The 24,538-nt window shown below is 67.2% G+C and carries 15 protein-coding genes; 10 read left to right on the forward strand and 5 right to left on the reverse strand.

The genetic code is table 11. From position 1 onward, the window contains the following. Position 1 precedes the first annotated feature (1 nt). Entirely contained in the window at positions 2–1,954 is a 1,953-nt protein-coding gene (locus ACXAJT_RS21555) for a DUF4214 domain-containing protein (protein WP_475238873.1), read from the forward strand. Between the two features lie 107 nt (positions 1,955–2,061). Here ACXAJT_RS21555 and ACXAJT_RS21560 read toward each other — a convergent pair whose 3' ends face one another. The 3 genes from ACXAJT_RS21560 to ACXAJT_RS21570 form a co-directional block, all read right to left on the reverse strand. After that, entirely contained in the window at positions 2,062–5,457 is a 3,396-nt protein-coding gene (locus tag ACXAJT_RS21560; RefSeq protein ID WP_475238876.1) for a DUF4214 domain-containing protein, read from the reverse strand. A 271-nt stretch (positions 5,458–5,728) separates the two neighbouring features. Beyond that, positions 5,729–6,598 carry a sulfotransferase family protein gene (locus tag ACXAJT_RS21565; protein WP_475238879.1) on the reverse strand — a complete coding sequence of 290 codons (870 nt, stop codon included), beginning with the start codon at positions 6,596–6,598 and terminating at the stop codon, positions 5,729–5,731. Continuing rightward, on the reverse strand, positions 6,598–7,599 hold the full coding sequence (locus ACXAJT_RS21570; protein WP_475238882.1) for a replication initiator protein A: 1,002 nt from the start codon (positions 7,597–7,599) through the stop codon (positions 6,598–6,600). Before ACXAJT_RS21570 ends, ACXAJT_RS21565 begins: the two co-directional genes overlap by 1 nt. A gap of 458 nt (positions 7,600–8,057) precedes the next feature. Here ACXAJT_RS21570 and ACXAJT_RS21575 point away from each other — a divergent pair, with 458 nt between their 5' ends. From ACXAJT_RS21575 to ACXAJT_RS21590, 4 genes are all read left to right on the forward strand, one after another. Further along, the gene (locus tag ACXAJT_RS21575; protein ID WP_475238884.1) at positions 8,058–9,446 is read left to right on the forward strand and encodes an AAA family ATPase; all 1,389 of its coding nucleotides are present in this window, start codon (positions 8,058–8,060) and stop codon (positions 9,444–9,446) included. A 118-nt stretch (positions 9,447–9,564) separates the two neighbouring features. After that, entirely contained in the window at positions 9,565–10,632 is a 1,068-nt protein-coding gene (locus ACXAJT_RS21580; RefSeq protein WP_475238887.1) for a ParB/RepB/Spo0J family partition protein, read from the forward strand. Between the two features lie 161 nt (positions 10,633–10,793). Beyond that, the gene (locus ACXAJT_RS21585; protein WP_475238889.1) at positions 10,794–13,313 is read left to right on the forward strand and encodes a glycosyltransferase family 2 protein; all 2,520 of its coding nucleotides are present in this window, start codon (positions 10,794–10,796) and stop codon (positions 13,311–13,313) included. Then, a complete protein-coding gene (locus ACXAJT_RS21590; RefSeq protein ID WP_475238894.1) occupies positions 13,310–14,125 on the forward strand; it encodes a Stf0 family sulfotransferase in 816 nt (271 codons plus the stop codon). Before ACXAJT_RS21585 ends, ACXAJT_RS21590 begins: the two co-directional genes overlap by 4 nt. A 24-nt stretch (positions 14,126–14,149) precedes the next feature. On the opposite strand, the gene ACXAJT_RS21595 is transcribed toward ACXAJT_RS21590, so the two are convergent. Next, entirely contained in the window at positions 14,150–14,977 is an 828-nt protein-coding gene (locus tag ACXAJT_RS21595; RefSeq protein WP_475238896.1) for an ABC transporter permease, read from the reverse strand. Between the two features lie 85 nt (positions 14,978–15,062). Here ACXAJT_RS21595 and ACXAJT_RS21600 point away from each other — a divergent pair, with 85 nt between their 5' ends. Then, a complete protein-coding gene (locus tag ACXAJT_RS21600; RefSeq protein ID WP_475238898.1) occupies positions 15,063–16,466 on the forward strand; it encodes a KpsE/RkpR family capsule polysaccharide export protein in 1,404 nt (467 codons plus the stop codon). Between the two features lie 12 nt (positions 16,467–16,478). Beyond that, the gene (locus tag ACXAJT_RS21605; protein WP_475238900.1) at positions 16,479–17,141 is read left to right on the forward strand and encodes an ABC transporter ATP-binding protein; all 663 of its coding nucleotides are present in this window, start codon (positions 16,479–16,481) and stop codon (positions 17,139–17,141) included. A gap of 37 nt (positions 17,142–17,178) precedes the next feature. On the opposite strand, the gene ACXAJT_RS21610 is transcribed toward ACXAJT_RS21605, so the two are convergent. Then, positions 17,179–18,147, reverse strand: a complete 969-nt coding sequence (locus ACXAJT_RS21610; RefSeq protein WP_475238902.1) for a glycosyltransferase — start codon at positions 18,145–18,147, stop codon at positions 17,179–17,181. A 210-nt stretch (positions 18,148–18,357) separates the two neighbouring features. Here ACXAJT_RS21610 and ACXAJT_RS21615 point away from each other — a divergent pair, with 210 nt between their 5' ends. The 3 genes from ACXAJT_RS21615 (at position 18,358) to ACXAJT_RS21625 (ending at position 24,500) form a co-directional block, all read left to right on the forward strand. Continuing rightward, entirely contained in the window at positions 18,358–21,120 is a 2,763-nt protein-coding gene (locus ACXAJT_RS21615; RefSeq protein ID WP_475238909.1) for a DUF4214 domain-containing protein, read from the forward strand. Positions 21,121–21,287: 167 nt separating this feature from the next. Then, positions 21,288–23,348 (forward strand): DUF4214 domain-containing protein, encoded by a 2,061-nt coding sequence (locus tag ACXAJT_RS21620; protein ID WP_475238912.1) that lies wholly within the window; start codon positions 21,288–21,290, stop codon positions 23,346–23,348. 138 nt (positions 23,349–23,486) lie between these two features. Beyond that, on the forward strand, positions 23,487–24,500 hold the full coding sequence (locus ACXAJT_RS21625) for a DUF2793 domain-containing protein (protein WP_475238914.1): 1,014 nt from the start codon (positions 23,487–23,489) through the stop codon (positions 24,498–24,500). The last annotated feature ends 38 nt before the right edge of the window (positions 24,501–24,538 follow it).

A 24,538-nucleotide genomic window follows, 5' to 3' on the forward strand; every position in this document is an offset into this window, starting at 1 on the left:
CATGGCCCATCTGGCTTCGTCCTACACGTCCTTCGAGACATTCCTGTCCCGTGCGGACGCCTATTGGACCGTCGACTTCAATGCGCTGAACAGTTCCGGCGTGAACGCGAGCGCCATCCTCGCGATGGAAACCGAAGAGGACGGCACGTCCTATCTCAACGTGGCGATCAGCGGCACTGGGCTGACCCCGTCGCAGACCCATGCGCAGCACGTGCATGGCCTGTTCGGCGAGGACGGCGCCCCGATCGATTCCACCGCGCCGACGCTGGCCGATGACGCCGATCGCGACGGCATGGTCGAGGTGCTCGAAGGTCTGGGACAATACGGCGACGTGCTGCTGCCGCTGACCTCGGAGGGCGCCATGCCCATGGCCGACGAAAACGGCCTGCTGTCCTTCGTGCAGAGCTACGATCTGAACGACGATGAGAACTTCTTCAGCCCGGTGTCGATGACAGATTACACCGCCGAGGACATCATGCCGCTGACCCTGCGCGAGATCGTGCTGCACGGCGTCGACGTGCCTGACGGTATCGGCGAGGGCACCGACGGCGAAGTGGACGGCGGGACAAACGGCTATACCGGCATCCTGCCCGCTGCCGCCGGCGACATCGAGAGCGCCAGCCTTGAAGAGGTCATGGACCTGCTCGCCATGCAGCGCGCCACCGCCTCGACCCGCACCATCCTGACCGATGACGATGACATGTACGACGCCGGTGCCGGCGACGACTTCATCAACGGCAAGGCCGGCAACGACAGCCTGAACGGCGGCGCCGACAACGACACGATCTCGGGCGGCAGCGGCCGTGATGTGCTCTATGGCGCAGACGGCAACGATCTGGTGGATGCGTCGCTTGAGGATGACAACCAGTCCGACGCCGCAGACAGCGGCGCCGCAGGCAGCCTGAGCCTTTCCGATTACGACAATGGCCTCGCAGGCGGCGCGGGCGATGACATGATCCGCGGTCGCGACGGCGACGACATCATCACCGGCGACGACGACAGCCGCGTGTCGGACGCGCTTGGCACGATGTTCAACGCCGAAGCCGATGGCGCCGACACGATTTACGGCGGCGCCGGCAACGACGAGATCCACACCGGCACCTGGGCCGACGGCGATCAGGGTCTGGCGAACGTCTCGACCGGCATGATGGGCGACTGGGCCTCGGGCGGCATGGGCAACGACATCCTGCGCGGCGCTGGTGGTGACGACACGCTCTACGGCGACCAAGGGTCCGACAACATCGGCGGCGGCGGCGGCGATGACGTGATCTACGGCGACTTCATGTCGTCCGGCTCGGCCGAGATGGCCACCGGTCAGGTCATCCGCATCTATCAGGCCGCCTTCGACCGCGCGCCCGATCTCGGTGGCTTCTACAACTGGACCGAACGGCTGCTGACCGGCGAGCACACGCTGGCCGAGATCTCCACCGGCTTCACCGGCAGCGCCGAGTTCGCCGCCGACTACGGTGATCTGGGCAATGACGGCTACGTGCAGGCGCTCTACAACAACGTTCTGGGCCGCGACGCCGATGACGCCGGGCTGGCCGACTGGACCGGACGCCTCGAAGACGGCATGACCCGCGCCGAGGTGCTTGTTGGCTTCTCCGAGAGCCAGGAGTTCCGCAAGTCGATGGCCGATGACATCGAGGGCTGGGTCGCCGACCAAGGCACTAACGACGTGCTGATGGGCAATGGCGGCGAGAACCTGCTTTCGGGCGGTCTGCTGGCCGACCGCTTCGTGTTCTCCACCGACGCGGGCAGCAGCCACGACGTGACCGACCTGGAAAGCTGGGACATGCTCGACTTCAGCGCCTTCGGCTACGGCAGCGCCGACGACGCCACGGCGAACATGATGCAGGACGGCGACGATCTGGTGTTCATGGATCAGGACGTGACGGTCACCCTGCAGGACACCATGGCCAGCGACCTCGACAGCAGCATGATCCTCGTCTGATCTGTGCTCAAGCTGTTCCGGCGCACGCGGCGCCGGAACAGCCCAACAAAAAAACGCCGCGGGAGCTGGCTCCCGCGGCGTTTGCTTTTTTTCCTCAGAGCCCCGGATCAGGACAGGTTGTAGCGCACCCGATCCATCTCGGCCCGCGAGGTGTTGAGGAAGGTGATGCTCTGGCCACCGTGGCTGAACACCACATGCGCGCCGGTCTGCACCATGTGGCTCTTCACCTGCGCTGCGGTCTCGAAGCCGAAGCCAGACATCTGCAGCATATCCCAAGGCTCGAAGCCGTGGATGATGTCGTTGCCGCCCTGACCGGCCCGGAAGACGAAGATGTCTGCCCCGGTGTTGCCGTTCATCACGTCATTGCCGGCACCGCCTTCGATGACGTCATTCCAGGTCAGATCGGCCGACCGCATGAAGTAATCGAGATCCGCCGCAGTGTTGGTCTTGTATTCCGCCGACTCCGAGAAGCCCACGACGACCTGCGCACGGCTCATGCCGCTCTCGAGATTGCCAACCCAGTTGGCAAGACCGGCCGCATCGGCGTCACGGCCCAGAACGTTCTGGTACAGAAGTGAGACAAAGCCCTCATTGTCGAGATCACCGTAGGTGTTCTGGAACTCGGCACTCTGCACGAAGCCGCGGGCCACCTGTACCAGTCCAAGGTTGCTCTGCAGCCCGCCGATCCAGCCTTCAAATCCCGAGGGGTCGGGCGCGCGGCCCAGCGTTGCCCCGTAGAGGCGGAAGACCTGCCCCGAGACCTGCTTGTCGTCGGCATGCACCTCTTGCACGGCATTGCCTTCGTCATAGATCACGTTGTCGCCCGCGCCGCCGGTCAGGGTGTTGGCGTCAGAGCCATCGCCGGTGATCACAGCCGCATCGGAACCGGCTGCCTGACTGCTGTCCACCAAGATGCCGTAAGAGTCCGCCAGATTGGCGAATTCCTGACTATAGATGAAACCGTCAAGCACTTGCGCCCGGCCCATACCGTCCTCAAGACGGCCAACCCAGCCCGACAGGCCACCGGCATCCGCCGGGCGGCCGAAGAAGGCCGAATAAAGCGTCTGGACATATTCGGTGTTGCTGGTGCCGCGGCTGGTGAACTCTTCACTGAAGATGAAGCCGCGTGCCACGTCGGCCCCGGCTCTCACCCCGCTATAAAGACGGTCGGTCCAGCTGTTGCTGCCCCCGACATCGGCCTCACGCCCCAGGATGGTGTCGTAGAAGCGCGCAACGAAGGCGCGGATGTCATGCAGCGACTGCGCCCCTTGATAGGCCGCGGTGCGGTAATCGTCCGAGGTCACGTCGAACTGGTTCTCGAACCGGAAGATCACCCCTTGGCTGCCATCGATCGTCGAGCCGCCAGAGATCAGATCGAGCCGGCCATCGCCGTCGATATCCTTGGCCACCGGCGAGCCGGCATAAGTGTGGTAGACCCGCTCGGCATCGTTCACGCCGCTGATCTGCCGACCATTGCTGTCGAGCGCGATCATCTGCGACCCGACGGAGACGAGGATTTCCAGATCGCCGTCGTTGTCCATGTCTACAGCGATGGGCTGGCTGGCAATCGGACGGCCATCGGCATTGTCCACCGCGCCATAGGGCACGGCTTCGGTGGCAAAGATCTGCTGACCATTGGCCGACCAGCCATAGACATGGCCCGTGGTCGTCGCGGCGACGATCTCCATCCGGCCATTGCCGTCGAGGTCGGCGATGAGCGGGTCGGCCATGACGCGGCCATCGGTCGGAGCCTGGAAGCGCAGCGTGCCGTCGGCGTTCCACACCTTGATGTACTCGCCGCGCCCGTCCTGGAAGAAGTTGCCCGTGCCCTGCACGATCTCCGGCGTGCCGTCGCGGTCGAGGTCAACGATCTGCGGCGAGCTCCACAGCGACTGCTCGTCGAACTTACCGCGGAAGTCGGCCGAGGTGGTGTTGCCGATCTGGTCCGTCCAGCCTTCGATATTGGGCAGCGTGTAGTTCGACAGCACCTGCAGGATGCCGCCCTGCGCGGTCACCCCGGCCGCCGCGTTTGCGGTGATGTCGGAGGGCACGATGATGTCGTAGACCCCATCGCCGTCGATATCGGCCACGGCGGGGGTCGCCCCGGCGGTGTCATGCAGATTGAACTCGTACTCCAAGGCGCCGTTGCGGCCATCGAGGATGTAGAGATAGTGATCCCAAGAGGTGAAGATCACCTCGCGTACCCCGTCGCCATCGATGTCGAAGACGCGCGGCGTGCTGCGCACCCCGTCGGGACGGTTGTCATTGCCGAAGGTGTCGCGGGTCTGGAAGAACCACTTCTCGGTGCCATCGGCGTTCAGCGCATGCACCCCGCCCATGTCGCCGGGCTGGCCGACCACCGCATCGGTCTGGCCGACGACCTCAAGCTCGGTCGAACCATTGTCGGCACCGGTGCCGACCAAAATGTCGATCGAGCCATCATCGTCGAGATCGGAGAACACCGCCGCGGTGCTGACCGAGCTGGTCTCATAGGTCTTGCCGGTGGCCGGATCGACCCCGGGCGCCGCGTCGAAGGTCTGGGTCCATTTGACCGTGCCGTCATCTTCAAGCACCACCAGACCGCCGGCGCGGATCTCATTGCCTTGGGCATCCAGAAGCTTGCCGGTGCCGGCGAAGATCTCGTCCTTCCCGTCGCCGTCGATGTCATAGACCGTGACCGAGGCGCCGCGCACCGGGCCGAAGTCGACCGGCATGCTCCAGGTGCCGCTGGGCAGATCAACGTCGAGGTCGTAGCGCATGGTGTAGCCGTTGGGCGCGCCATCGGGATAGGCCGCCCAGTTGACCTGCAGGTAATAGCTGTCTTCGCCGGTGGCCATGTAATTGAAGGCCTCGGTGCCCCCTGCCCCGGCGCGGTTGTTGCCCAGCACCCTGCCGTCGGCATCATAGAGCGTCAGGTTCAGATTGGGCACGGTGCCATTGTCGAACGCCAGACCGGTCATCGAGAAGTTCATCTCGCCCGGGCCGCTGTCGACGCGGTACCAGTCAACGCCGGTGCCGCTGCGGGTCTGCGAGGAGTCTCCGATCGGCGTTGCGGTCGCCAGCGTGTCATTGCCATCCGAGCGCTGCGCCTCGGGCAGGTCAACGTTCAGCCGGTAGTCGAAGGTCATCCCGTCGGGATGGTTGCCGTTGGCATATTGCGCAAGGAAGACCTTGACGTAATAGGTGCCGGCCTCGCCCGCGAGGAAGCGGATGCTCTCGGTCTCTCCGCCCGGTTTGAAATCAGCCGTCAGCGCCGCACCGTCGGGATCGCTGTAGAGCGCCATATTGACGTTCTGGATGCTGCCATTGTGCTCGGAGAGCGGCGTCAGGTCGAAGGCCATATCCCCCGACACCACGTCGAAGCGATACCAGTCGACATGACTGCCGGTCACCTCGTAAGAGCCGTCATCCAGCTCGGTCGCCGTGTCCGGCGTGTCATTCGGCTCATAGGCCGCGGAAAGCGCAGCGTAGTCTGGCGTGAAATCGCCAAAAAGATCGTTCATTGCCTGTAGTCCCCTGTCCCCGAGGTCGTCGCAGTTACCCAAAATCCGTACACGGGAAGCCCGGACACCGCCGTTTCTTCCCCCGACTTCGATAGTCCCGCTGTGTTGCGAAGCGGTTTACATTCACCCCAGCTCACATCGAGCGGGCAAGGCTTACGCGGGGAAAGCGGTAAAAATAGGACATCTTTGACATGGATGTCACAGCTGCGTGAGACGGAAGCCGGCACCCAGCCACGGCATTTGTTTCGCAGCGAAACAAATGCGCCCGCGCTTAGGTCTCGCGAGCGCGCAGAGGATATTCGAAAAGCTCAAAATCTTTGGCGTAAAGCGTCTCTACGAGGCCGCGCAACTTTGGCTCGGCATAGAAATCCTGCCTGTCGCCACGGCGCTCCGAGACGTTGCGTCGCTGCTCGGCCAGCCCCTCGGGCAGCGGCCGGTCCAACCGCTGCGCCACAGCGCGTGCAAAGCTGCTCAAATCCTCGGTGCGGCCGACAAGATCGGGCCGGTAGATATCGGGTCGGATGTGCAGCGCCTGCGGCATCCAATGCGGATCGAGCGTTTCGGCCCCGAAGGCCTCGGCGCTGTCGTGCAAGTAATGCAGGAAGCGCGAAAAACCCTGAACGGTGCCAGCGTCCCGGTCCCAGTCCATACCTGCGAGCGCGTTCATCCGGATCCGTTCTGGCAGGAAGCGACGATCGCCCAGTTCGTGACTGCGACACAGATAGAAGAACCCCGAAAGCGCCCGCGCGTAGGGATCACGCACCGTGGCCAGCGACAGGCCGGGAAACTGCAGGACGTCTGCAAGCTCTCCACCGGCTTGGAAGGCGTTACCCCAAAGCCCGGTCTGCGAGGTCAGGAAGAGCGCGAAATCCGGGTGCTGGTTGCCGGTCTCACTCTGACTGGCCTGGCAGGAAAAGCGCGCGCCGTACTCCAGTTCGAAGAGCAGGTTGAGCACGAAGGTGTTGCCGGATTTTCCGTTGAGTTGGTAGCGCCAAGCACGCGAGGGCGGAAACCAGATCAGCTGTACGAACCGCTGCGCCGCGGCCGCCGAGCCGAACTGACCGGGGCAAGCCTCCAGCAGTGCAGGCACCGGGTCGGGCAGGGTCTCTGGAGCCCGTGTCACGAAGAGCTTGTCGCGCATCACCCCCGCTCCTGTGCCTTCACCCAGCCGAGAAAGGCGGCGTCGGCGTTGCCGAGGCGCGGGCGGCCGGTTTCTTCCCACCAGCCGCGCCAGCGCGCGGCGAGGGCGTGGACGTCGGCGCCGGGGCGCAGGGCGCGGGCGGCATCGAGCGCCTCTTCCGACAGATGCGGGCCGGCGGCGGCGGCGCGCGGGGCACGCTGGCGCTCGACGACGATCATGTCGCCCGGCGCCTCACGCAGCAGATAGTCCGGTAGATTGCCCTCGGCAATCATCTTGCGCACCGCGGCGCGGAACACCCGCAGCGGCGCGGTCGACCCGGCCTTCTTGTGCAGCGTGCCCACCGAGACCTGCCAGCTTGCCTGCCGCCCGCAATGCTTGCGCGCCAGCTCGTAGACCCGGCGCTCCAGCGGCTTGCGCAGCTGGAAGTAGGCGCGGTTCAGGGTCAGCACCGAATTGGCCAGCACCGCGCGGAACAGCCATTCCGACAGCGTCACCGTCACCGAGATCATCCGCCCCCCGCGCGAGCGGCGCACGATCTCCCAGCTGTCGATCAGGCCAAAGCCGCGGGTGGTCTCGAGACCACCGGTTGCCATATTGGTGGTGATGCGGGTGCCGGCGAGCCGCTCGAAGGCGTCCTTGAGCCGCGTGTAGCCATCGCCCGACGTGTCGCGATTGGTCGCCACCATCAGGTCATGCGCCTTGAGCTGCAGCGTGCGCGACACCTCGCGCCCGGCGTTCAGCGCCGCCATCAGCTGGCTGACGCAGTAGATCAGGATGTCCTTGTCGTGGATCGTCGCCCGGCCCTTAACCGAAGGGGTGACCTCGATGGTGGTGCCATTGTGCTCGTAGCTCAGCACCCGCCGGTCGGGCCGGGTGGAGAGCGAGAAGATCGGATGCTCCATCGAGCCCAGATCATCCTTCGGCGCGGCATCGAAGATGTCGCAGACGAAGAAGTCCGCGGTGGCTGGCGCGGCGGGCGCAAGCCCGCCTCCGGGAACCATCCCAGGGGTCTGTTTTGAAGATGCCATCGTTCGCGTCGTACCTGCCCTGCCCCCGGGTTTTTCGCGGCGGATCTGCGCCCGCCTGCTATCGGGGTTTCAGTGACGCTCAGCCTAAGTTTATCCACAGCCCGCGTCCAGCCCGAGATCGGGGGATCGGAGTCGGCACGGCGTGGGATCAGAGTCGCCTCAACGTGGGATCAGAGTCGCAGCGATGCCATCGGGTGACAGATTTCGATTATTCCCCAGAGGCTTAGGAAGGTGCTTCCCAGACCGTAACGAATAAACTAACAAAAAATAACACACCCATTGAAAGACACCCGCGCAACTCCGGGCATCTTCCTTGGCGGCAACCTCCCGAATCTGCTTAGAAATCCTGCATATGTGCAGCTTTTGCTTCCATGTTCGTCGTTTTTCAGTATCCTGTTCAAAACGACGAACATGGAAGGTCGCGCAGGGACATGAAGGCGGAGACGAAAACCGAGCTGCCCCCCTATTTCAACATCGATCCCGACGCCGCGCTGAGCGCCCTTGGCGGGCCGTTCGAGACCGCGGAGTTCGCGCAGATCGCGCAGGCCTGCGAGGCCGGGCGCAGCGATCTTGCTGGCCGCGGGCTGGAGGAAAACGGCGGGCGCGAGCTGCGGCTGTTCTCGACTTGGGAGATCACCCGCTACCTGATCCCCGTGGCGGTCGGCCACTTTCGCCGGGTGCTGAAGCAGAACCCCGAGCTGCCGCAGGGCCGGTCCGAGACCGAGGGCGGCGCCAAGTGGTTCACCTTCGAAGAGGTGCTGCGGCTGCGCGCGCATTTCGCCGCCGGCGGCTCGAAGACCAAGAACTACCTGCCGTGGCGCCCCGAGGGGCTGCCCGCCAAGATGGTCGCCGTGGCCAACTTCAAGGGCGGCGTCGGCAAGACCTCCACCTGCGCGCATCTGGCGATGAGCGCCGCGCTCGACGGCTACAAGGTGCTGGTGATCGATCTCGACAGTCAGGGCTCGATGACCTCGATCTTCGGCGGCAAGGTCGAGGATGAATGGCAGACGGTTTTCCCGCTGCTGGCGCGCCACTACGGCCGTCACCTGCAATCGGAAAACCAGCGCCGGATGGACCGGGGCGATCCGCCGGTGCCGCTCGACGAGACGCTGTCGGAGGCGATGGAGGCGCGCGCGCCCGACCTCGTACAGAAGACCCACTGGCCGAACATCGATCTCATCGGCGCGCAGCTCAACCTTTACTGGGCCGAGTTCCAGATCCCCGTCTGGCGGATGCAGGCGCGCGGCTGGAAACTGTGGGACGCGCTGACCGAGAGCCTCGAGGCCGACGGGATCCTCGACGAGTATGACGTGATCTTCCTCGATACCCCCCCTGCCCTCGGCTATCTGACGATTAACGGGCTGGCCGCCGCCGACATCCTGCTGGTGCCGCTTGGCGCGTCGTTCCTCGAGTTCGATTCCACGGGCCGCTTCTTTGACATGCTGCACTCGACCTTCTCGTCGATCGAGGAGGCCGAGAACATGGCGGCGCGGGCGCTGGGGCGCGAGGGGCTGAACTTCCAATGGGACGCGGTGCGCGCGGTGATCACCCGCTACGACGGCACCCAGCAGGCCGAGCTGGCGGCGCTGATGCAGGCCTATCTCGGGCCGGTGCTCTCGCCGCACCGGCAGGATTACACCGCGCTCATCGGGCAGGCCGGCGAGCAGGTGCGCGGCATCTACGAGGCCGACTACCGCGACTTCAACCGCGAGACCTATGCCCGGGGCCGCGAGACCTTCGATGCCACCTATGCGGCTCTCAAACAGCTGCTGCTGGGCAGCTGGCGGCGCGATGAACAGGCTCTGAGGGCCGCCGAATGAGACTCTGTTTCGCTGCGAAACAATTTTCCGCGCGACTTTTCTGGGCGGCGGGGTCACCCCGTCTTAACCATGTTCGGGTCGGCTCTGTGCCGGACCTTTTCCTGACAGGAGCAGACGGATGGCCAAGCGCAAGAGACTGACCCCGGTCGAGCCCGGCCCGCTGGGCAATGAGGCCGGCCCGGCGGGGCTGGAGACGAAATCGATGTTTTCCGCCCCCTCGCGGCGGGCCGCGCCAATCGCCGATGTGGCGGCGGGGGCGGCGGCAAGCGCCGCGCTGGAGGAACTGTCGGACCGCTGGGAGACCGCGCGGCGCGACGGCAAGCTGGTGCTGGAACTGCCGCTGGAGCAGGTCGCGCTGAATCATCTGGTGCGCGACCGCATGGCCGAGGATCCCGACGAGGCGCAGTCGCTGCGCGACAGTCTGCGCGCGCGTGGCCAGCAGACGCCGATCGAGGTGGTCGCCCTGCCCGGCCGCGCCGGCTACGGGCTGCTCTCGGGCTGGCGCCGCTGCCGGGCGCTGGCGGCGCTGCGCGAGGAGACCGGCGATCCGCGGTTCGGCACGGTGCTGGCGCTGCTGCGCCGCCCCGAGGATGGGCACGCGGCCTATCTGGCGATGATCGAAGAGAACGAGATCCGCGCCAATCTCAGCCATTACGAACGCGCCCGCATCGTGGTGAAGGCCGCCGAGCGCGGCGTCTTCGCCTCGGAGAAATCCGCCTTGGCGACGCTCTTTGCCTCGGTGCCGCGGGCGCGCCGCTCGAAGATCAAATCGTTCATAGGCATCGTGAAGGCGCTCGACAGCGCGCTGCGCTTCCCCGAGGCGTTGAGCGAACGCGCCGGTCTCGAACTGGCGCAACAGCTGAGCGACCGGCCGCGTCTGGCCGAAGAGATCTCTGCCGCGCTGAGGGCCGAGGCGCCCGCCGATGCCGTGGCCGAGCGCGACATCCTCACCCGCTGCATGACGGCGGGCCGCGCGGAGGAGGAACCCCCTGCCCCCGAACCCGCGCAGCAGATCGAGAGCCAAACCCCCGCCGTAGAGCCGAAAGAGCCGCCCGAAACTCTCGCGCAATGGCCCGGTCTCACCCTGCGCCGCCGTGGCACGCGGCTCGAGATCTCGGGGCCCGCGGCGGATGCCGAACTGGGCGCCGATCTCGCCGCCTGGCTCTCGGCGCGGATGGAAGGGTGAGGCCCGTGGTCGGCAGGCTTTGGCAAAATGTTTCGCTGCGAAACAATTTCGCGGGCGGTGCTGTGGCGCGCACACACCGGGAGGGCGGCGCGCGTGCCGCCCTGCTTGCGCCGGGCCGTCCGGCCCCGTAAGCCGGGCCGACTGTTTCAAGGAGACGATTTGTGCTGCTCGCCCGGGTTTATCGCATCTTCCTGCGCTACGCGGAGATGAACATCGAGCTGGATCGTCCCGGCGTGGAATTGCGCGACGAGACCGGCGCGCCCTATGGCGAGATCACCCGCATCGCCCTGCGCCGCCACCGCATCCATGTGGAAGGCTGGGCCGAGGCGACGCGCATCGGTCTGTCGGTCAACAGCACCCGCGCCTGGGTGGTGCCTGATCTGGTGCAGGCGGGCAATGCGCGGCGCGGCTTTGCGCTGGATATCCCCTGCGAGACCGGCCCGATCACGCTGGTCGCCGAACGCGGCGAGGGACAAGATCCGCTGCGCCAGACCCTGCCCGGCTTTTCGCGCAAGGCGCTGCTGCGGGCGCGGGCGCCGATGGCGCTGCGCTTTGTGACCACGCTGGCAGAGCTTGCCCCGGTGATCCACCGCTGGAAGCGTCAGGGCGATCTGGGCGCGCGCGAGGTGGTCAAGGAACGGCTGGGGCTGGTGCCGCGCTCGGATGCCGCCGAGATGCTGCCTGCGCTGCTGCCGGGCACCCCGCTCGCCGCCGCGCCGGAGCGCGCCGCGACGCTGATCCTGCCGGTCTACAACGCCTTCCATCTGCTGCCCGAGGCGCTGGACCGCATCGCCCGCCACTCCGGCAGCGCCTGGCGGCTGCTGCTCATTGACGACGCCTCGCCCGACCCGCAGGTCCGCCCCTTCCTGCGCGACTGGGCTGCGGCGCATCCGCAGGTCACCCTGCTGGAGAACGACGAGAACCTCGGTTTCATCGGCACGGTCAATCGCGGCTTTGCCGAGGCGCTGCAGCACTGGCCCGAAGACCCGGTGGTGCTGGTCAATTCCGACGCAATGGTGCCCGAGGGCTGGCTGCCGCGGCTGCTGGCGCCGCTCACTGAGCCGGATGTCGCCTCGGTCACGCCGATGTCCAACGACGCCGAGATCTTCACCGTGCCGGTGATCTGCCAGCGGGGCGATCTGGCGCCCGGCGATGTCGACGCGCTCGACGCGGTGGCGGCGGGCTTCGATCCCGTGGCGGGGCTGGCCGAGGCGCCCACCGGTGTCGGCTTCTGCATGGCGCTGGCGCCGGAGGTCCTCGCCCGGCTCCCGCAGTTCGATCCGATCTTCGGTCGCGGCTACGGCGAAGAGAACGACTGGTGCCGCAAGGCGGTGGCCATGGGCGGGCGGCATGTCTGCGCGCCCAACCTCTTTGTCGAACACCGCGGCGGCCAGTCCTTCGGCAGCGCCGACAAGCAGCGCCTGCTCGAGCGCAACCTGCGGGTGCTCTCGGGGCGCTACCCGGGCTATGACGCCGAGGTGCAGGAGTTCATCCGCCGCGACCCGCTCAACACGCCGCGGCTGGCGCTGGGGCTGGTGCTGGCAGCGCGGCGGCAGACCGGCGCGGTGCCGGTCTATCTTGGTCATGCGCTGGGGGGCGGGGCGGAAAACTACCTGCAGGACCGCATCGCCGCCGAGACCGAGGCAGGCCAATCGGCGCTGGTGCTGCGGGTCGGGCAGGGGCACCGCTGGAAGCTCGAGCTTTACGGCCCCACCGGCATGACCCAAGGCCTCACCAACGATTGGGATCTGGTCGAGAAGCTGGTGGCGCTGCTGCCGCAGCGGCGCATCGTCTATTCGTGCGGCGTGCATGAACGCGATGCCTCGGAACTGCCGGACCGGCTGCTGCGGCTGGCGGCAAAGCCGGACGGGCAGGGCGCGCATCCGGTCGAGATCCTGATGCATGATTTCTTCCTCATCAGCCCCTCCTATACGCTGCTCGGCGCCGATGGCGTCTACCGCGGCGTGCCGGTGGCGGGCGGCCCGCTGGCGGACGACCCGGCGCATGTCTACGAGCGCCCCGGCGGCGTCATGGCGTCGCTGCACGACTGGCAGACGGCTTGGGGCCGGCTGATGGCGGCGGCCGAAAGCATCGTGGTCTTCTCCGGCTCCAGCCGCGATATCGTGGCAGAGGCCTATCCGCAGGCCGCCCCCCGCATCGCGGTGCGCCCGCACCAGCTGCCCGCCACCCCGCCGCGCCTTGCGCCGGGAAAAGGCGAGGGCGGCGTGCCGGTGATCGGCGTGCTGGGCAATATCGGCGTGCAGAAGGGCGCGGCGCTGCTGCAGGATCTCAGCCGCGATCTGGCCCGCTCGGGCGCCGCCCGGCTGGTGGTGCTCGGCCATATCGATCCGAGCTACAAGCTCGCCCCGCCGAGCCTCGTCCACGGCAGCTACGAGCTGCGCGACCTGCCCGGCCTCGTGGCGCGCTACGGCATCTCGAGTTGGTTCATGCCCTCGATCTGGCCCGAAACCTTCTCCTTCACCACCCACGAGATGCTGGCAACAGGCCTGCCGGTGGTGAGCTTCGACATCGGAGCGCAGGGCGAGGCGGTGGCCCGCGCGGTGGCGCAGGGCGCGCCGGGGGCGGTGTTGCCGTTGCCGGAGGGGCCTGTTCGCGATATCGAGGGTCTCCTCGCAGCCTCGCAGCGACGCGGCGCGGACGAACGGGAGTGCGCATCATGAAGGGGTTCCTGAAAGACCGGATCGGTAAGGCCGTGGTGCCCCTGCCTCTGGTAGATGCGATGGCCAAGCCCGGCGTGCATGAGCGGCGCTTGCGCGAGCTCTATGGCGAGGACGCGATGTTCCTTGGCCGCAAGCCGGTCTTCGCCAAGCCGCTGGTGATCATCGCCTTCACCAACCGTTCAGGCTCGAACCTTCTGGCCGAATATGCGCGGCAGGCCGGGCGTGCCGGCGGCGGGGGGGAGTTTCTCAACGCCGACGTGCTGGAGAACATGAAGACCAAGCACGGTTTCAAGCGTTTCCCCGGCTACATCCGTTACCTTCACAAGACCCAACGCAAGACCGGGCAGAGCCTGATGCTGAAGGCGTCCTGGGACCAATTGGCGATGCTGGTGCGGTTCAACATACCGGGGATGTTCCCGGGCGTGACGGTGCTGCACACGCTGCGCGAGGATGTGGTGGCGCAGGCGGTGTCCTATTCCATCGCGCTACAGACCGGGCGTTGGACCAGCCTGCAAGACGCCTCGGAGACGGAGCCGCGTTTCGAAGCCGACGGGATTCTGCGCTCGATCGAGTCGTTCCACCAAGCCAACCTGTTCATCGACCTGATCTGCCGTGCGCAGGGGTTCGAGCGGTTTGCGGCGCTCTATGAGGAGACCTCGCAAGACCCTGAGGCGGTTAGCTCCCTACTGCAGCAGGCAGGCCTCGCCAAGCCGGGCTGGCAGCCTGGTGCACCGCGGCTTGAGAAGCAGCGCGATGCGCGCAATGCGGCGTTTGAAGCGCAGCTCTTGGAAGAGCTGCGCCGTCATCTTTGACCCGTCGGTACGGGGGCTTCACTGTTATCTGTGCAGCAAGTCGGTGTGGAAGCGGCGCAGCAGAAGCAGGCCAAGAGTTAGGCAGATCAGGGCCAGAGTGACCACATAGAGTTTTGAGACGTAGGTTGCCTCGTAGGTTGGGTAGAACCCTTTACGCATCAACCCGACCACATGCACCAGAGGATTGTACCAAAGGTAGCCTTGGACCCATTCGGGGAGGTCGTCGTAGAGAAAAAACGTCCCGGAGATAAGGAATAGAGGTCGGGTCAAAATCCCCCAAGCCTGCTGTGCCACCGGGAACAGGGTGAATATGAAGCAGGTCAGCGTTCCGATGCCGATTCCGAGCAGTGCAGCTAGGGCGAAGCTTTCAAGAATGACCGGAAAATCCAGTGTCACGCGGGTCTCATAGAGCAGCATGATACCGCCGAACACGATGTAGCTGACCAAAAGCTTGGTCATCACGTCGAGGATGAAGCGCCCGAGGATCGCGTCCACGAAAGTGACCGTTGGGTAGGCCAGCAACTGCTTCGAATAGTTCAGCGCGCTCGAAACCTTCCCTTGTACGCCGGTGTACATCAAGAAGGGCATCATGCCGGTGGCGTAGAAGATCGGGAAGTTTACACCGAGTGAAGGACTCCGCATGAACGCGGAAAAGGCCAAGGTCAGCACTAGAATGCCGCCGATGGGTTCAAGAATAGCCCAGATGTAGCCACCGGGTGAGCGACCATAGCTGGTGGCCATCTCGCGCAGGATCAGCGCCGCGACAGCGCGCGAGCCGGGGAACAGCCTTTTGGCGGCCGCGGTGCTTCGGGCCGGGGTCTGGGGTGGTGGCGCGAAATCCTCGGTGCTCATGCAGGGGCCTCTGGAATCTGGTATCTTGTTCTTGTCCGGTGTATTAGCATCGTGCTCTGGCAAATGACATTCCAATGGGGCCCGTTTGACACAACCCGCCAAGGACAAGGCTGCCGGCCCCGCACAGGGCCAGCCGCAGCAGGGCAAGAACGCCCCCGCCAATACCAAGACAGCCACGGAAACCAAAGCGGCAGAGGGGAAACCCTCGGGCAAGCCGCAGCCTGCTGCCGTGCCGCAACCAGCACAGGCTGAGGCGCCGCAGACGCCGGCGCAGCTGCAACAGCCGAAGGCACCGGGCCCGAAGAAGCCCGGGGCGCAACCGCCGGGCAAGCCGCCGGGGTCCGGCGCGCAGCAGGCCGGTCCGGCCCGCCCGCCCGCGGGCGCTGCGAAACCGCAGCGCCGGCACAAGCTGATGCTGGCGAGTTTCCTTGTCTGCGTGATCCTGCCCAGCATCCTGACCGCGCTTTACCTGTGGCTGGTGGCCGAGGACCAATATGCGTCCAAGGTGGGATTCACCGTACGCCAAGAGGATGCCGCCTCGGCGGTCGACCTTCTGGGCGGTCTCTCGAGCCTGTCCACTTCAAGCTCGTCCGACACGGATATCCTCTATGAGTTCATCCAGAGCCAGAAGCTGGTCTCGGACATCGACGAGCAGATCGACCTGCACGCCATCTGGACACCTTCGGGATGGGACCCGGTGTTCAAGCTCGACGAAGACGCGTCGATCGAAGAGCTGATGGGCTACTGGGAAGACATGGTCCGGATCTCCTACAGCTCGGGGCTGATCGAGGTCGAGGTCCGCGCCTTCCGGCCCGAGGACGCGACGCTGATCGCCCAGACCCTGCTGGATGAGAGCGCCGATGTGATCAACGAGCTCAGCTCGGTCGCCCGCGAGGACGCGATCAGCTATGCTCGCGACGAGCTCGACGAGGCGGTGGAGCGGCTCAAGGAGGCGCGCGAGACGGTCACCCGGTTCCGCAACGAGAACCAGCTGGTCGACCCGCAGATGGACCTGCAGAGCCAAGCCGGTCTGCTGGGCACGCTGCAGGGACAGGAAGCCGAGCAGATCATCGAGCTCGACCTGCTGCGCGAGACCTCCCAGGCCAATGACCCGCGCGTCGCCCAAGCCGAGCGCCGCCTCGAGGTGATCCGCTCGCGGATCGCCGCCGAGCGCCAGAAGCTGGGCTTCGAGGGCGGCACCGGGCCCGGCGGGCAGGCATTTGCCGATCTGGTGGGCGACTACGAGCGGCTGACCGTGGACCGCGAGTTTGCCGAGCAGTCCTATGTGTCGGCGCTGGCCGCCTATGACGCGGCGCGGGCCGATGCCAAGCGCAAGAGCCGCTACCTGGCCGCCTATATGCAGCCGACCAGCGCGCAGACCGCCGAATACCCGCAGCGGGCGACGCTGCTGATGGTGGTGACGCTGTTCCTGTTCCTGATCTGGGCGACGACGGTTCTGGTGCTCTACTCGGTCAAGGATCGTCGATAGGAGGCGGGTGAGATGATCCGTTTCGAGAACGTCACCAAGGTCTTTGCGCTCGAAGGCAAGCGCAAGACCATCATGCAGAACGTGTCGATGACCTTCCCCACCGGGCGCTCGGTGGGTCTTTTGGGGCGCAACGGCGCGGGCAAGTCGACGCTGCTGCAGATGATCGCGGGGACCATGCCGGTCACCTCGGGGAAGATCAGCTCTTCCGGCTCGATCTCATGGCCGGTGGGGTTTGCCGGATCCTTCCACCCGGAACTCAGTGGCGCGCAGAACTGTCGGTTCATCGGGCGTATCTACGGCGTGGATACCGATGAGCTTATCGCCTTTGTCGAGGACTTCGCCGGGCTCGGCGTGCATTTCCACCTGCCATTGAAGACCTATTCGTCGGGGATGCGTTCGCGGCTGGCTTTCGGCACCTCCATGGGCATCGCCTTCGACACTTATCTGGTGGATGAGGTGACTGCGGTGGGGGATGCGTCTTTCCGGGCGCGCAGTGACCGGCTGTTCAAGCAGCGCATGCGCAACGCCGGCTCGGTGGTGGTGAGCCACTCGATGGGGCAGATCCGCCAGCTTTGTGATGCGGTGGTGATCCTCGAGGACGGGCATCTGACCTTCCACGATGATGTTGACCGTGGCATCCGCGAGCATGAGCAGAACATGAAGCGTCGGGCCTGAGGCCCCGATACCTCCGTATCAGAGCCTGCTTTTCCGGTCAGACCCGCCCCAACGCTGCCGCCAGATAGAGGCTGGCGGTGGTCAGCCGGGTTTGCCGGTGCAGGCCCAGCCGCCGGAAGGTCAGCAGCCGGCCCGGGCCGGGGTGCGGCTTTGCGGCGCGCAGTTCGGTGATCAGCGCGCGGTTTTCCTCGGTCAGCAGACCCGACACCCGGTCGAGCGCCGCGAGGTTGGCGGTCAGCCAGCGCGCGTAGCTGCGGCCCAGCACCATGCGGGCGCGGCGCAGCTTGGGGGCCAGTCCTTGGTGCGCGCCGACTGCATTGGTGCGGTGCTGGCGGTAGTAGATCAGCAGCGCCGGATCGACGATCACCGTGCCGCCGGCGCCGCTGACCAGCTGGTAGAGCCACCAGTCGTGATGCGGGATATCGGCCGGCACCCCGGCGCGGCGCACCAGATCCAGCGCCCCGGCGCTGAGCGTGGCGCTGTGGCCGCTGATCACGTTCTGGGTCAGCGCATTGCGGAAACACGGCGCGCGGCGCGGCTGGCGCGAGCGGCCGATGACGCGCAGCGCCACGTCGGTGTGGTAGCTTTGCGCCCCCCAGAGCGCCACCGGCCCGGCGTCCTTTAGCGCCGAGAGCGCCAGCCGCAGCTTGCCGGGCAGCCAGACGTCGTCCTGATCCGACAGCGCCACCGGTCCAGCGGGCAGGTCGGGGTGGCACAGCAGCGACAGGAAATTGGCGGCATGGCCGCGCTGCGGACCCGCGACGATGCGCACCTCGCGGCGGTGGCGTTCGGCAGCTTGGAAGGCGTTCAGGATCTCCAGCGTGCCGTCGGTGGAGCCATCGTCGCTGACCCAGAGATCCCAGGCCTCGTGGTTCTGCGCCAGATAGCTGTCGAGCTGCTGCTGCAGGTGCGCCGCGCCGTTCCACGTGGCCAGAAGGATGGTGACCCGTGTCTGGACCCGTGTCTGGACCCGCGTCTGCGGCGAGAGGGGCTGGTCGGCGCTCATATAGGGGCTCTCTGCGGCGGGGACGGAACTTCTTAGGTCATGCCGGAGCGGCGGCGGCGGTGCAACAGATCGCGCGACTTCGAGACGAATAAGCCGCGTATTGCGCGGTTTTTCCGGCACGGGTTTTAACCGGCTGTCGGGGGCGGCTCTGCCATACCCGGCGCCGGGTATGGCATCGAGGCGCAGGCAGCGAGGCGGGCAGAGACGGCGATGGGTCAGCTTCAGCACCTGAGCACGCAAAGCGCCGGGCCGGAGGCGCATATGCTGGCGCTGAGCGCGCTGCTGATCCCGCCGCAGGATGACGCCGGGCAGGAAGGCGCCGGGCAGGGGGAGACGGGGCAGGGAGAGGCGGGGCAGGCCGCCCCGTTTCGGCTCGTCAGCGCCGGCGGCGCGGGTGGCGGGGTGCTGGTCTGGGACGCGGATCTGCAGCTGCAGGGCAGCGGGCATTACGGCAGTTCGGATGGGCTTGATGCGCCGCGCGGGCTGGTGCTGGCAGAGCTTGGCGGCGAGAGGCTGCTGCTGGCGCCGGGGCGCTCGGGGGCCGGGATCGAGGGCTGGGCGTATGAGGCCGGGGCGCTTGATGAGGGCGCGCTCTCGACGCGGCGTTTTTTCGGCTATGACGACGGCACAGCGCGGGCGCTGGTGGCGTTGGCGGATGTGAGGGCGCAGGGGGCGGACCTGCTGGTCACCGCCGCAAGGGACGTCGACGGGGTCGAGGTCTGGCGGCGCGAGGGCGATGCGTTGATCGCGCAGGCGCAGGATGTGCAGGCCGCGACGCCGGGGCAGGTCAGCGCCATCGCAAGCGTGGGGCAGGGGGCGGCGGCGCGTGTGCTGGTGCTCTCGGCGGAGAAAAACAGTCTCTATTCCTATGCAATCTCGCCCGAAGGGCGGCTTTCGGACGTGCGGCAGCTTGGGCCGCAGGACGGGCTTTTTCTGGACACGCCGAGCCTGCTGCGCTGCGTGCAACTGGCCGGGCAGAGCTATGCGCTGATCGGCGCGGGCTCTGGTGCGATCGCCGTGGTGGCGCTGCAAGGCGGCGGCGGCATGCAGCTCACCGATCTGGTGGGCGACGATCTGCAGACCCGCTTTGCCGGGGTCACCGCGATGGCCACCGTGACGCGGGACGGGCAGGTCTATGTGGCCGTGGCGGGCCGTGACGACGGGATCAGCCTGCTGACCCTGCTGCCCGGCGGGCGGCTGCTGCATCTGGCGACGCTGGCCGATGACACCGAGATGGCGCTGAGCGCCCCCGCGGCGCTGGCGCTGGCGGCGGATGCCTCGGGGATCGACATCTATGCCGCTGGCGGCGTGCCCGACAGCGCGGCGGGCGATGGTCTCTCGCGGCTGCGGGCCGAACTGGGGGCGGTGGGCCTCACGCGGCAACTGGGCGGCGGCGCGGACAGCCATGACGGCACGCCGGGCAATGATCAGATCCACGGCGGCGCGGGCGATGACAGCCTGTCGGGCGGTGCTGGCGACGATGTGCTGATCGACGGGCCGGGGCAGGACGTGCTGAGCGGCGGGCCGGGGGCGGATGTCTTTGTCTTCACCGCCGATGGGCAGACCGACCGGATCACCGATTTCGAGCCCGGCACCGACCGGCTGGACCTGTCGGATCTGGGGCGGTTCTACACCGTGGAGGCGCTGCAGATCGACAGCACCGCCCGCGGCGCGCGCCTCGTGCTGAACGGCGAGGTGACGCGCATCGACAGCGCGCAGGGCCAGCCGCTGGCGGCGGGCGATTTCGACATCGCCGATCTGCGCGACCTGTGGCACATCGACAGCAGCGCGCTGCCCGAGACGCCGCTGACCCTGAGCGGCAGTGCCGGGTCCGACCTGCTGCAGGGGCGCGCGGCGGCGGACACGATCGCCGGCGGGCCGGGGGCCGACATTCTGCGCGGCGGCGCGGGCGACGATCTGCTGATCGGCGAGGCCGCGGACCCCGAATTCGACCCTGTTTCGGGGCAGGTCTTTCGTCTCTATCGCGCCACGCTGGATCGTGCGCCGGATATGGCGGGGCTGCTGCACTGGACCGCGCGGCTGCTGTCGGGCACGCGCGACCTGCTGTCGGTGACCGGTGGCTTCACCCAGTCTGCGGAGTTTCGCCAGACCTATGGTGCGCTTGATGACGCGGCGTTCGTGACCCTGCTCTACCGCAACGTGCTGGAGCGCGCGCCCGACGCCGGCGGGCTGGCGGGCTGGACCGGGCGGCTTGGGGAGGGGATGCGCCGCGAGCAGGTGGTGCTGGGCTTTTCCGAAAGCCCCGAGCTGCGCGCCAGCACCGCCGGTGAGGCCGTCGCCTTCAGCCGCGGCGCGCTGCAGCAGGCGTGGACGGATGACGTGTTTCGTCTCTATCAGGCGACATTGGACCGCTCGCCCGATGTTTCGGGCCTGCTGCACTGGTCGGCGCGTCTGGCCGAGGGGCGCAGCTATCTCAGCGTGGTCGATGGCTTTGTGCAGAGCCCCGAATTTCAGGCCACCTACGGCCCGCTGGGCAACGCGGGCTTCGTCGGCCTGCTCTATCGCAATGTGCTGGGCCGCGACGGCGAGGCGGCGGGGCTGGAGAGCTGGACCGCGCGGCTCGAGGCCGGCATGAGCCGCGCTGAGGTGGTGCGCGGCTTTGCCCAGAGCCCGGAGCTTATCGCTGCCAGCGCGCCTGATCTGCTGGCTTGGATGCGCGGGGCGGGCGCGGACGATGAGCTTGATGGCGGGGCGGGCGACAATCTGCTGATCGGCGGCATGGGGCGCGACCGCTTCACCTTTCACGCCGAGGACGCCAGGCGCCACGAGGTCGCCGATCTCGAACGCTGGGACGTGCTGCAGTTCGAGGGGTTCGGCTATACCGAGGCGGCGCAGATCCGCGCGCATCTGGTGCAGGATGACAACGCTGTGCGGTTTTCCGATCAGGGCACCCGGGTCATCCTTCAGGGGGTGACGCAATCTGATATTCACGATGACATGTTTTTGTTCTGACGGCGGCGGCAAGCGCCCGGGCGGTATGGCCTGCGGTCCCATCCAGAGGGCCGGTCGTGTAAGCCAGCGCACCCTATTCCGCGCAAGAAATCCAAGGACCTTTGGGCAGACGATCGCGCCGCGCGACACGCCGGCCCCACTGACCCGCAAGACAGCGACAGGACCCGATGAGCAACGAGACCCACACCCCCACCGCCTTCGAGCAGATGATGCTGGAATATATCAACCGCGCCCGGCTCGACCCGCAGGGCGAGTTCGACGCGATGATCACCGACGCGGCGAGCGGCACCGCGGTGCAAGGCAATATCACCAACGCGCTGGGGTATTTCGGCGTCGACCTCGATGTCTTTGCCGCGCAGCTGGCCGAATATGACGCGGTGGCCGCGCTGGCGTGGAACAGCCCGCTGGCGGCGGCGGCGGACAACCATTCGCAGGCGATGATCGATGCCGATACGCAGGGCCACCAGATGCCCGGCGAGGCGGTGCTGCGCGACCGGGTGGTGGCCGAGGGCTACGACGGCTGGTCGCGGCTGAACGAGAACGTCTTTGCCTATGCGCAGGACCCGCTGCACGCCCATGCGGGCTTTTACGTCGACTGGGGCGGCAGCACTGGCGGCATGCAGGACCCGGCCGGGCACCGCAACGCCATCCTCTCGGCCAATGTCACCGAGGTTGGCATCGGGGTGCTGGATGCACCGGACGGGCTGAGCGTCGGGCCGTATGTGGTGACGCAGGATTTCGGCACCCGCTCGGGCTATCAGGCGCAGCTTCTGGGCGTGGTGATCGACGACGCCGACGGCGATGATTTTTACGACATCGGCGAAGGGCTGGGCGGCATCACCGTCACCGCCACCGGGGCTGCGGGCACCTACACCACCAACAGCTGGGCCTCGGGCGGCTATCAGATGGTGCTGCCGGACGGTGTCTATGAGCTTAGCTTCACCGGCGCCGGGATCGACGGCGAGGTGCGCTCCACGATCCGCATGGGCCGTGAGAACCTCAAGGTCGATGCCATCGCCGACGAGGCGCAGGCGGTGCAGGAAGAGACGGTCGAGACGGTGCTGCGCGGCAGTGAAGCCGATGACCAGCTGACCGGCGACGCCGGTGTGGCGCAGGTGCTGATCGGCGGCGGCGGGGCGGACACGCTCTATGGCACCGATGGCGACGTGCTGATCGGCGACGATCTGGACCCGCAGCATCTGCCCGAGCTTTCGGGGCAGGTGTTCCGGCTCTATCAGGCGACGCTGGGCCGCAGCCCCGATGCCGGCGGCTTTGCCAGCTGGACCGAGCGGCTGCTCACCGGCGAGCGCACGCTGACAGAGGCGGCGGCGGGCTTCACCGGCAGCCCCGAGTTCCAGAACACCTATGGCGCGCTCACCGATACCGCGTTTGTCGCGCAGCTCTATCGCAACGTGCTGGGCCGCGAGGCCGATGACGGCGGGCTGGCCAGCTGGACCGCGCGGCTTGAGGACGGCATGAGCCGCGAGCAGGTGGTTCTGGGCTTCTCGCAAAGCGCCGAGTTCGTCTCGAGCACCCGCGGCGCGGCTTATAACGCCGCGGTTGAGGTCTCGCCGCAGGCCTGGGGCGACGATGTGTTCCGGCTCTATCAGGCGACGCTGGACCGCGCGCCGGATGCCGCCGGCTTCGAGGCGTGGAGCACCCGTCTGGCCGAGGGGCGCGAGTATCTGAGCGTGGTCGACGGCTTTGTGCAAAGCGCCGAGTTCCAGGCGACCTATGGCGCGCTCGGCAGCGCGGGCTTCGTTGATCTGCTTTATCGCAACGTGCTGGGCCGCGAGGGCGATGCGGCCGGGCTGGAAAGCTGGACCGGACGGCTGGAGGGCGGCATGACCCGCGCCGAAGTGGTGCGCGGCTTTGCCCAGAGCACCGAGTTCGCAGCGGCCACCGCCGACACGCTGGAAAGCTGGATGCGGGCGCAGGGCACGGATGACGTGCTTGAGGCGGGCGGCGGCGAGACCCTGATGATCGGCGGCACCGGCGCCGATATCTTCATCTTTGACGCAAGCGCTGGCGGCAGCAGCACCGTGGCCGATTTCGAGGCCTGGGACACGCTGCGCCTCGAGGGGTTCGGCTTTGCGGATACGGACGCGGCCCGCGCGGCCTTCGTGCAGGAGGGCGACGATCTGGTGCTGGCGCAGGGCGATCTGTCGCTGGTGCTGCAGGACACCGCGCTTGAGTTCCTGACCGGGGCGCGGCTCGAACTGGCCTGACCCGGCTGTTCGCGACCCTGTTTCGAAGCGTTCAGGCCGTTGCGCCCGGACCTCTCCGGGCGTGCGGCGGGGGCGCTGTCGGTTAACCCGCGCGCCCCACTCTCTGCGCCGTGATCCACCGCGCAGGGAGACCCGCCCATGTCCGAGCTTTCGGCCAATCTGTCGCTGCCCTATCTGGCACCGGCGCAGGCGCAGAAACATGTCACCCATAACGAGGCGCTGACGCTGCTCGACGCGGTGGTGCAGCTGGCGGTGGCGAGCCGCGCCTTGGCCGCGCCGCCCGCCGATCCGGAGACCGGCGCGCGCTACCTGCTGCCTGCGGGGGCCAGCGGGGTCTGGGCGGGGCAGGAGGCCGGGGCGCTGGCGCTCTGGGATGGCACCGCCTGGCGCATCTTTGCGCCGCGCCCCGGCTGGCGGGTCTTCGTGCTGGACGAGGCGGTGGACCTGGTCTGGCGCGCGGGCGACTGGCAGGCGATGCCGCTGCCGCCGCAGGGGCAGACCGGCCTGCTGGGGGTGAACGCCGCGCCCGATGCGACCAACCGCCTTGCGGTGGCCTCGGCGGCCAGCCTGCTCAGCCATGACGGCGCCGGGCATCAGTTGAAGATCAACAAGGCCGCAGCGGGCGACACCGGCAGCCTGCTGTTCCAGACCGGCTGGTCGGGCCGGGCCGAGATGGGCTGTGCGGGCAGTGATGCGTTCTCGGTGAAGGTTTCGGAAGATGGCGCATCGTGGCGAACCGCGCTGCGCTTTGAGGCCGCCACCGGACGGGCGCATGCGCCGCAGGGCGCGCGGGTGGATGGCGCGCTCAGCGGCTCGGGCGTGCTGGGCAGCGTGGCGCAGCTGGCGGGGGAGAGCACCGGCGCGCTGTTTGAGACCGGGGCGGGCGCCGGGGGCAGCTACTTGCGGCGCGCCGATGGCACGCAGATCTGCTGGCACACGCTGACCAGCAGCGCCGCGGGCGCGGTGAGCTGGAGCTACCCGGCGGAGTTCGCGGCGCCGCCGGTGGTGACCGGCAGTTGCGCCTCGGGCGGCGCGCATCTGCTGTCGGCAGGAGCCGTGGCGGCGGGCTCGGCTGGGATCTCGGCCTGGGACCTGACCGGCGCACGCATCGCGGTGAGTTGCGCTGTGATGGCGGTCGGGCGTTGGGTGTAGGGCGTTTGGGCCCGTGTCAGAGACGGTTCGGGAACAAA

The organism is Salipiger sp. ABF4_146 (assembly GCF_056161345.1).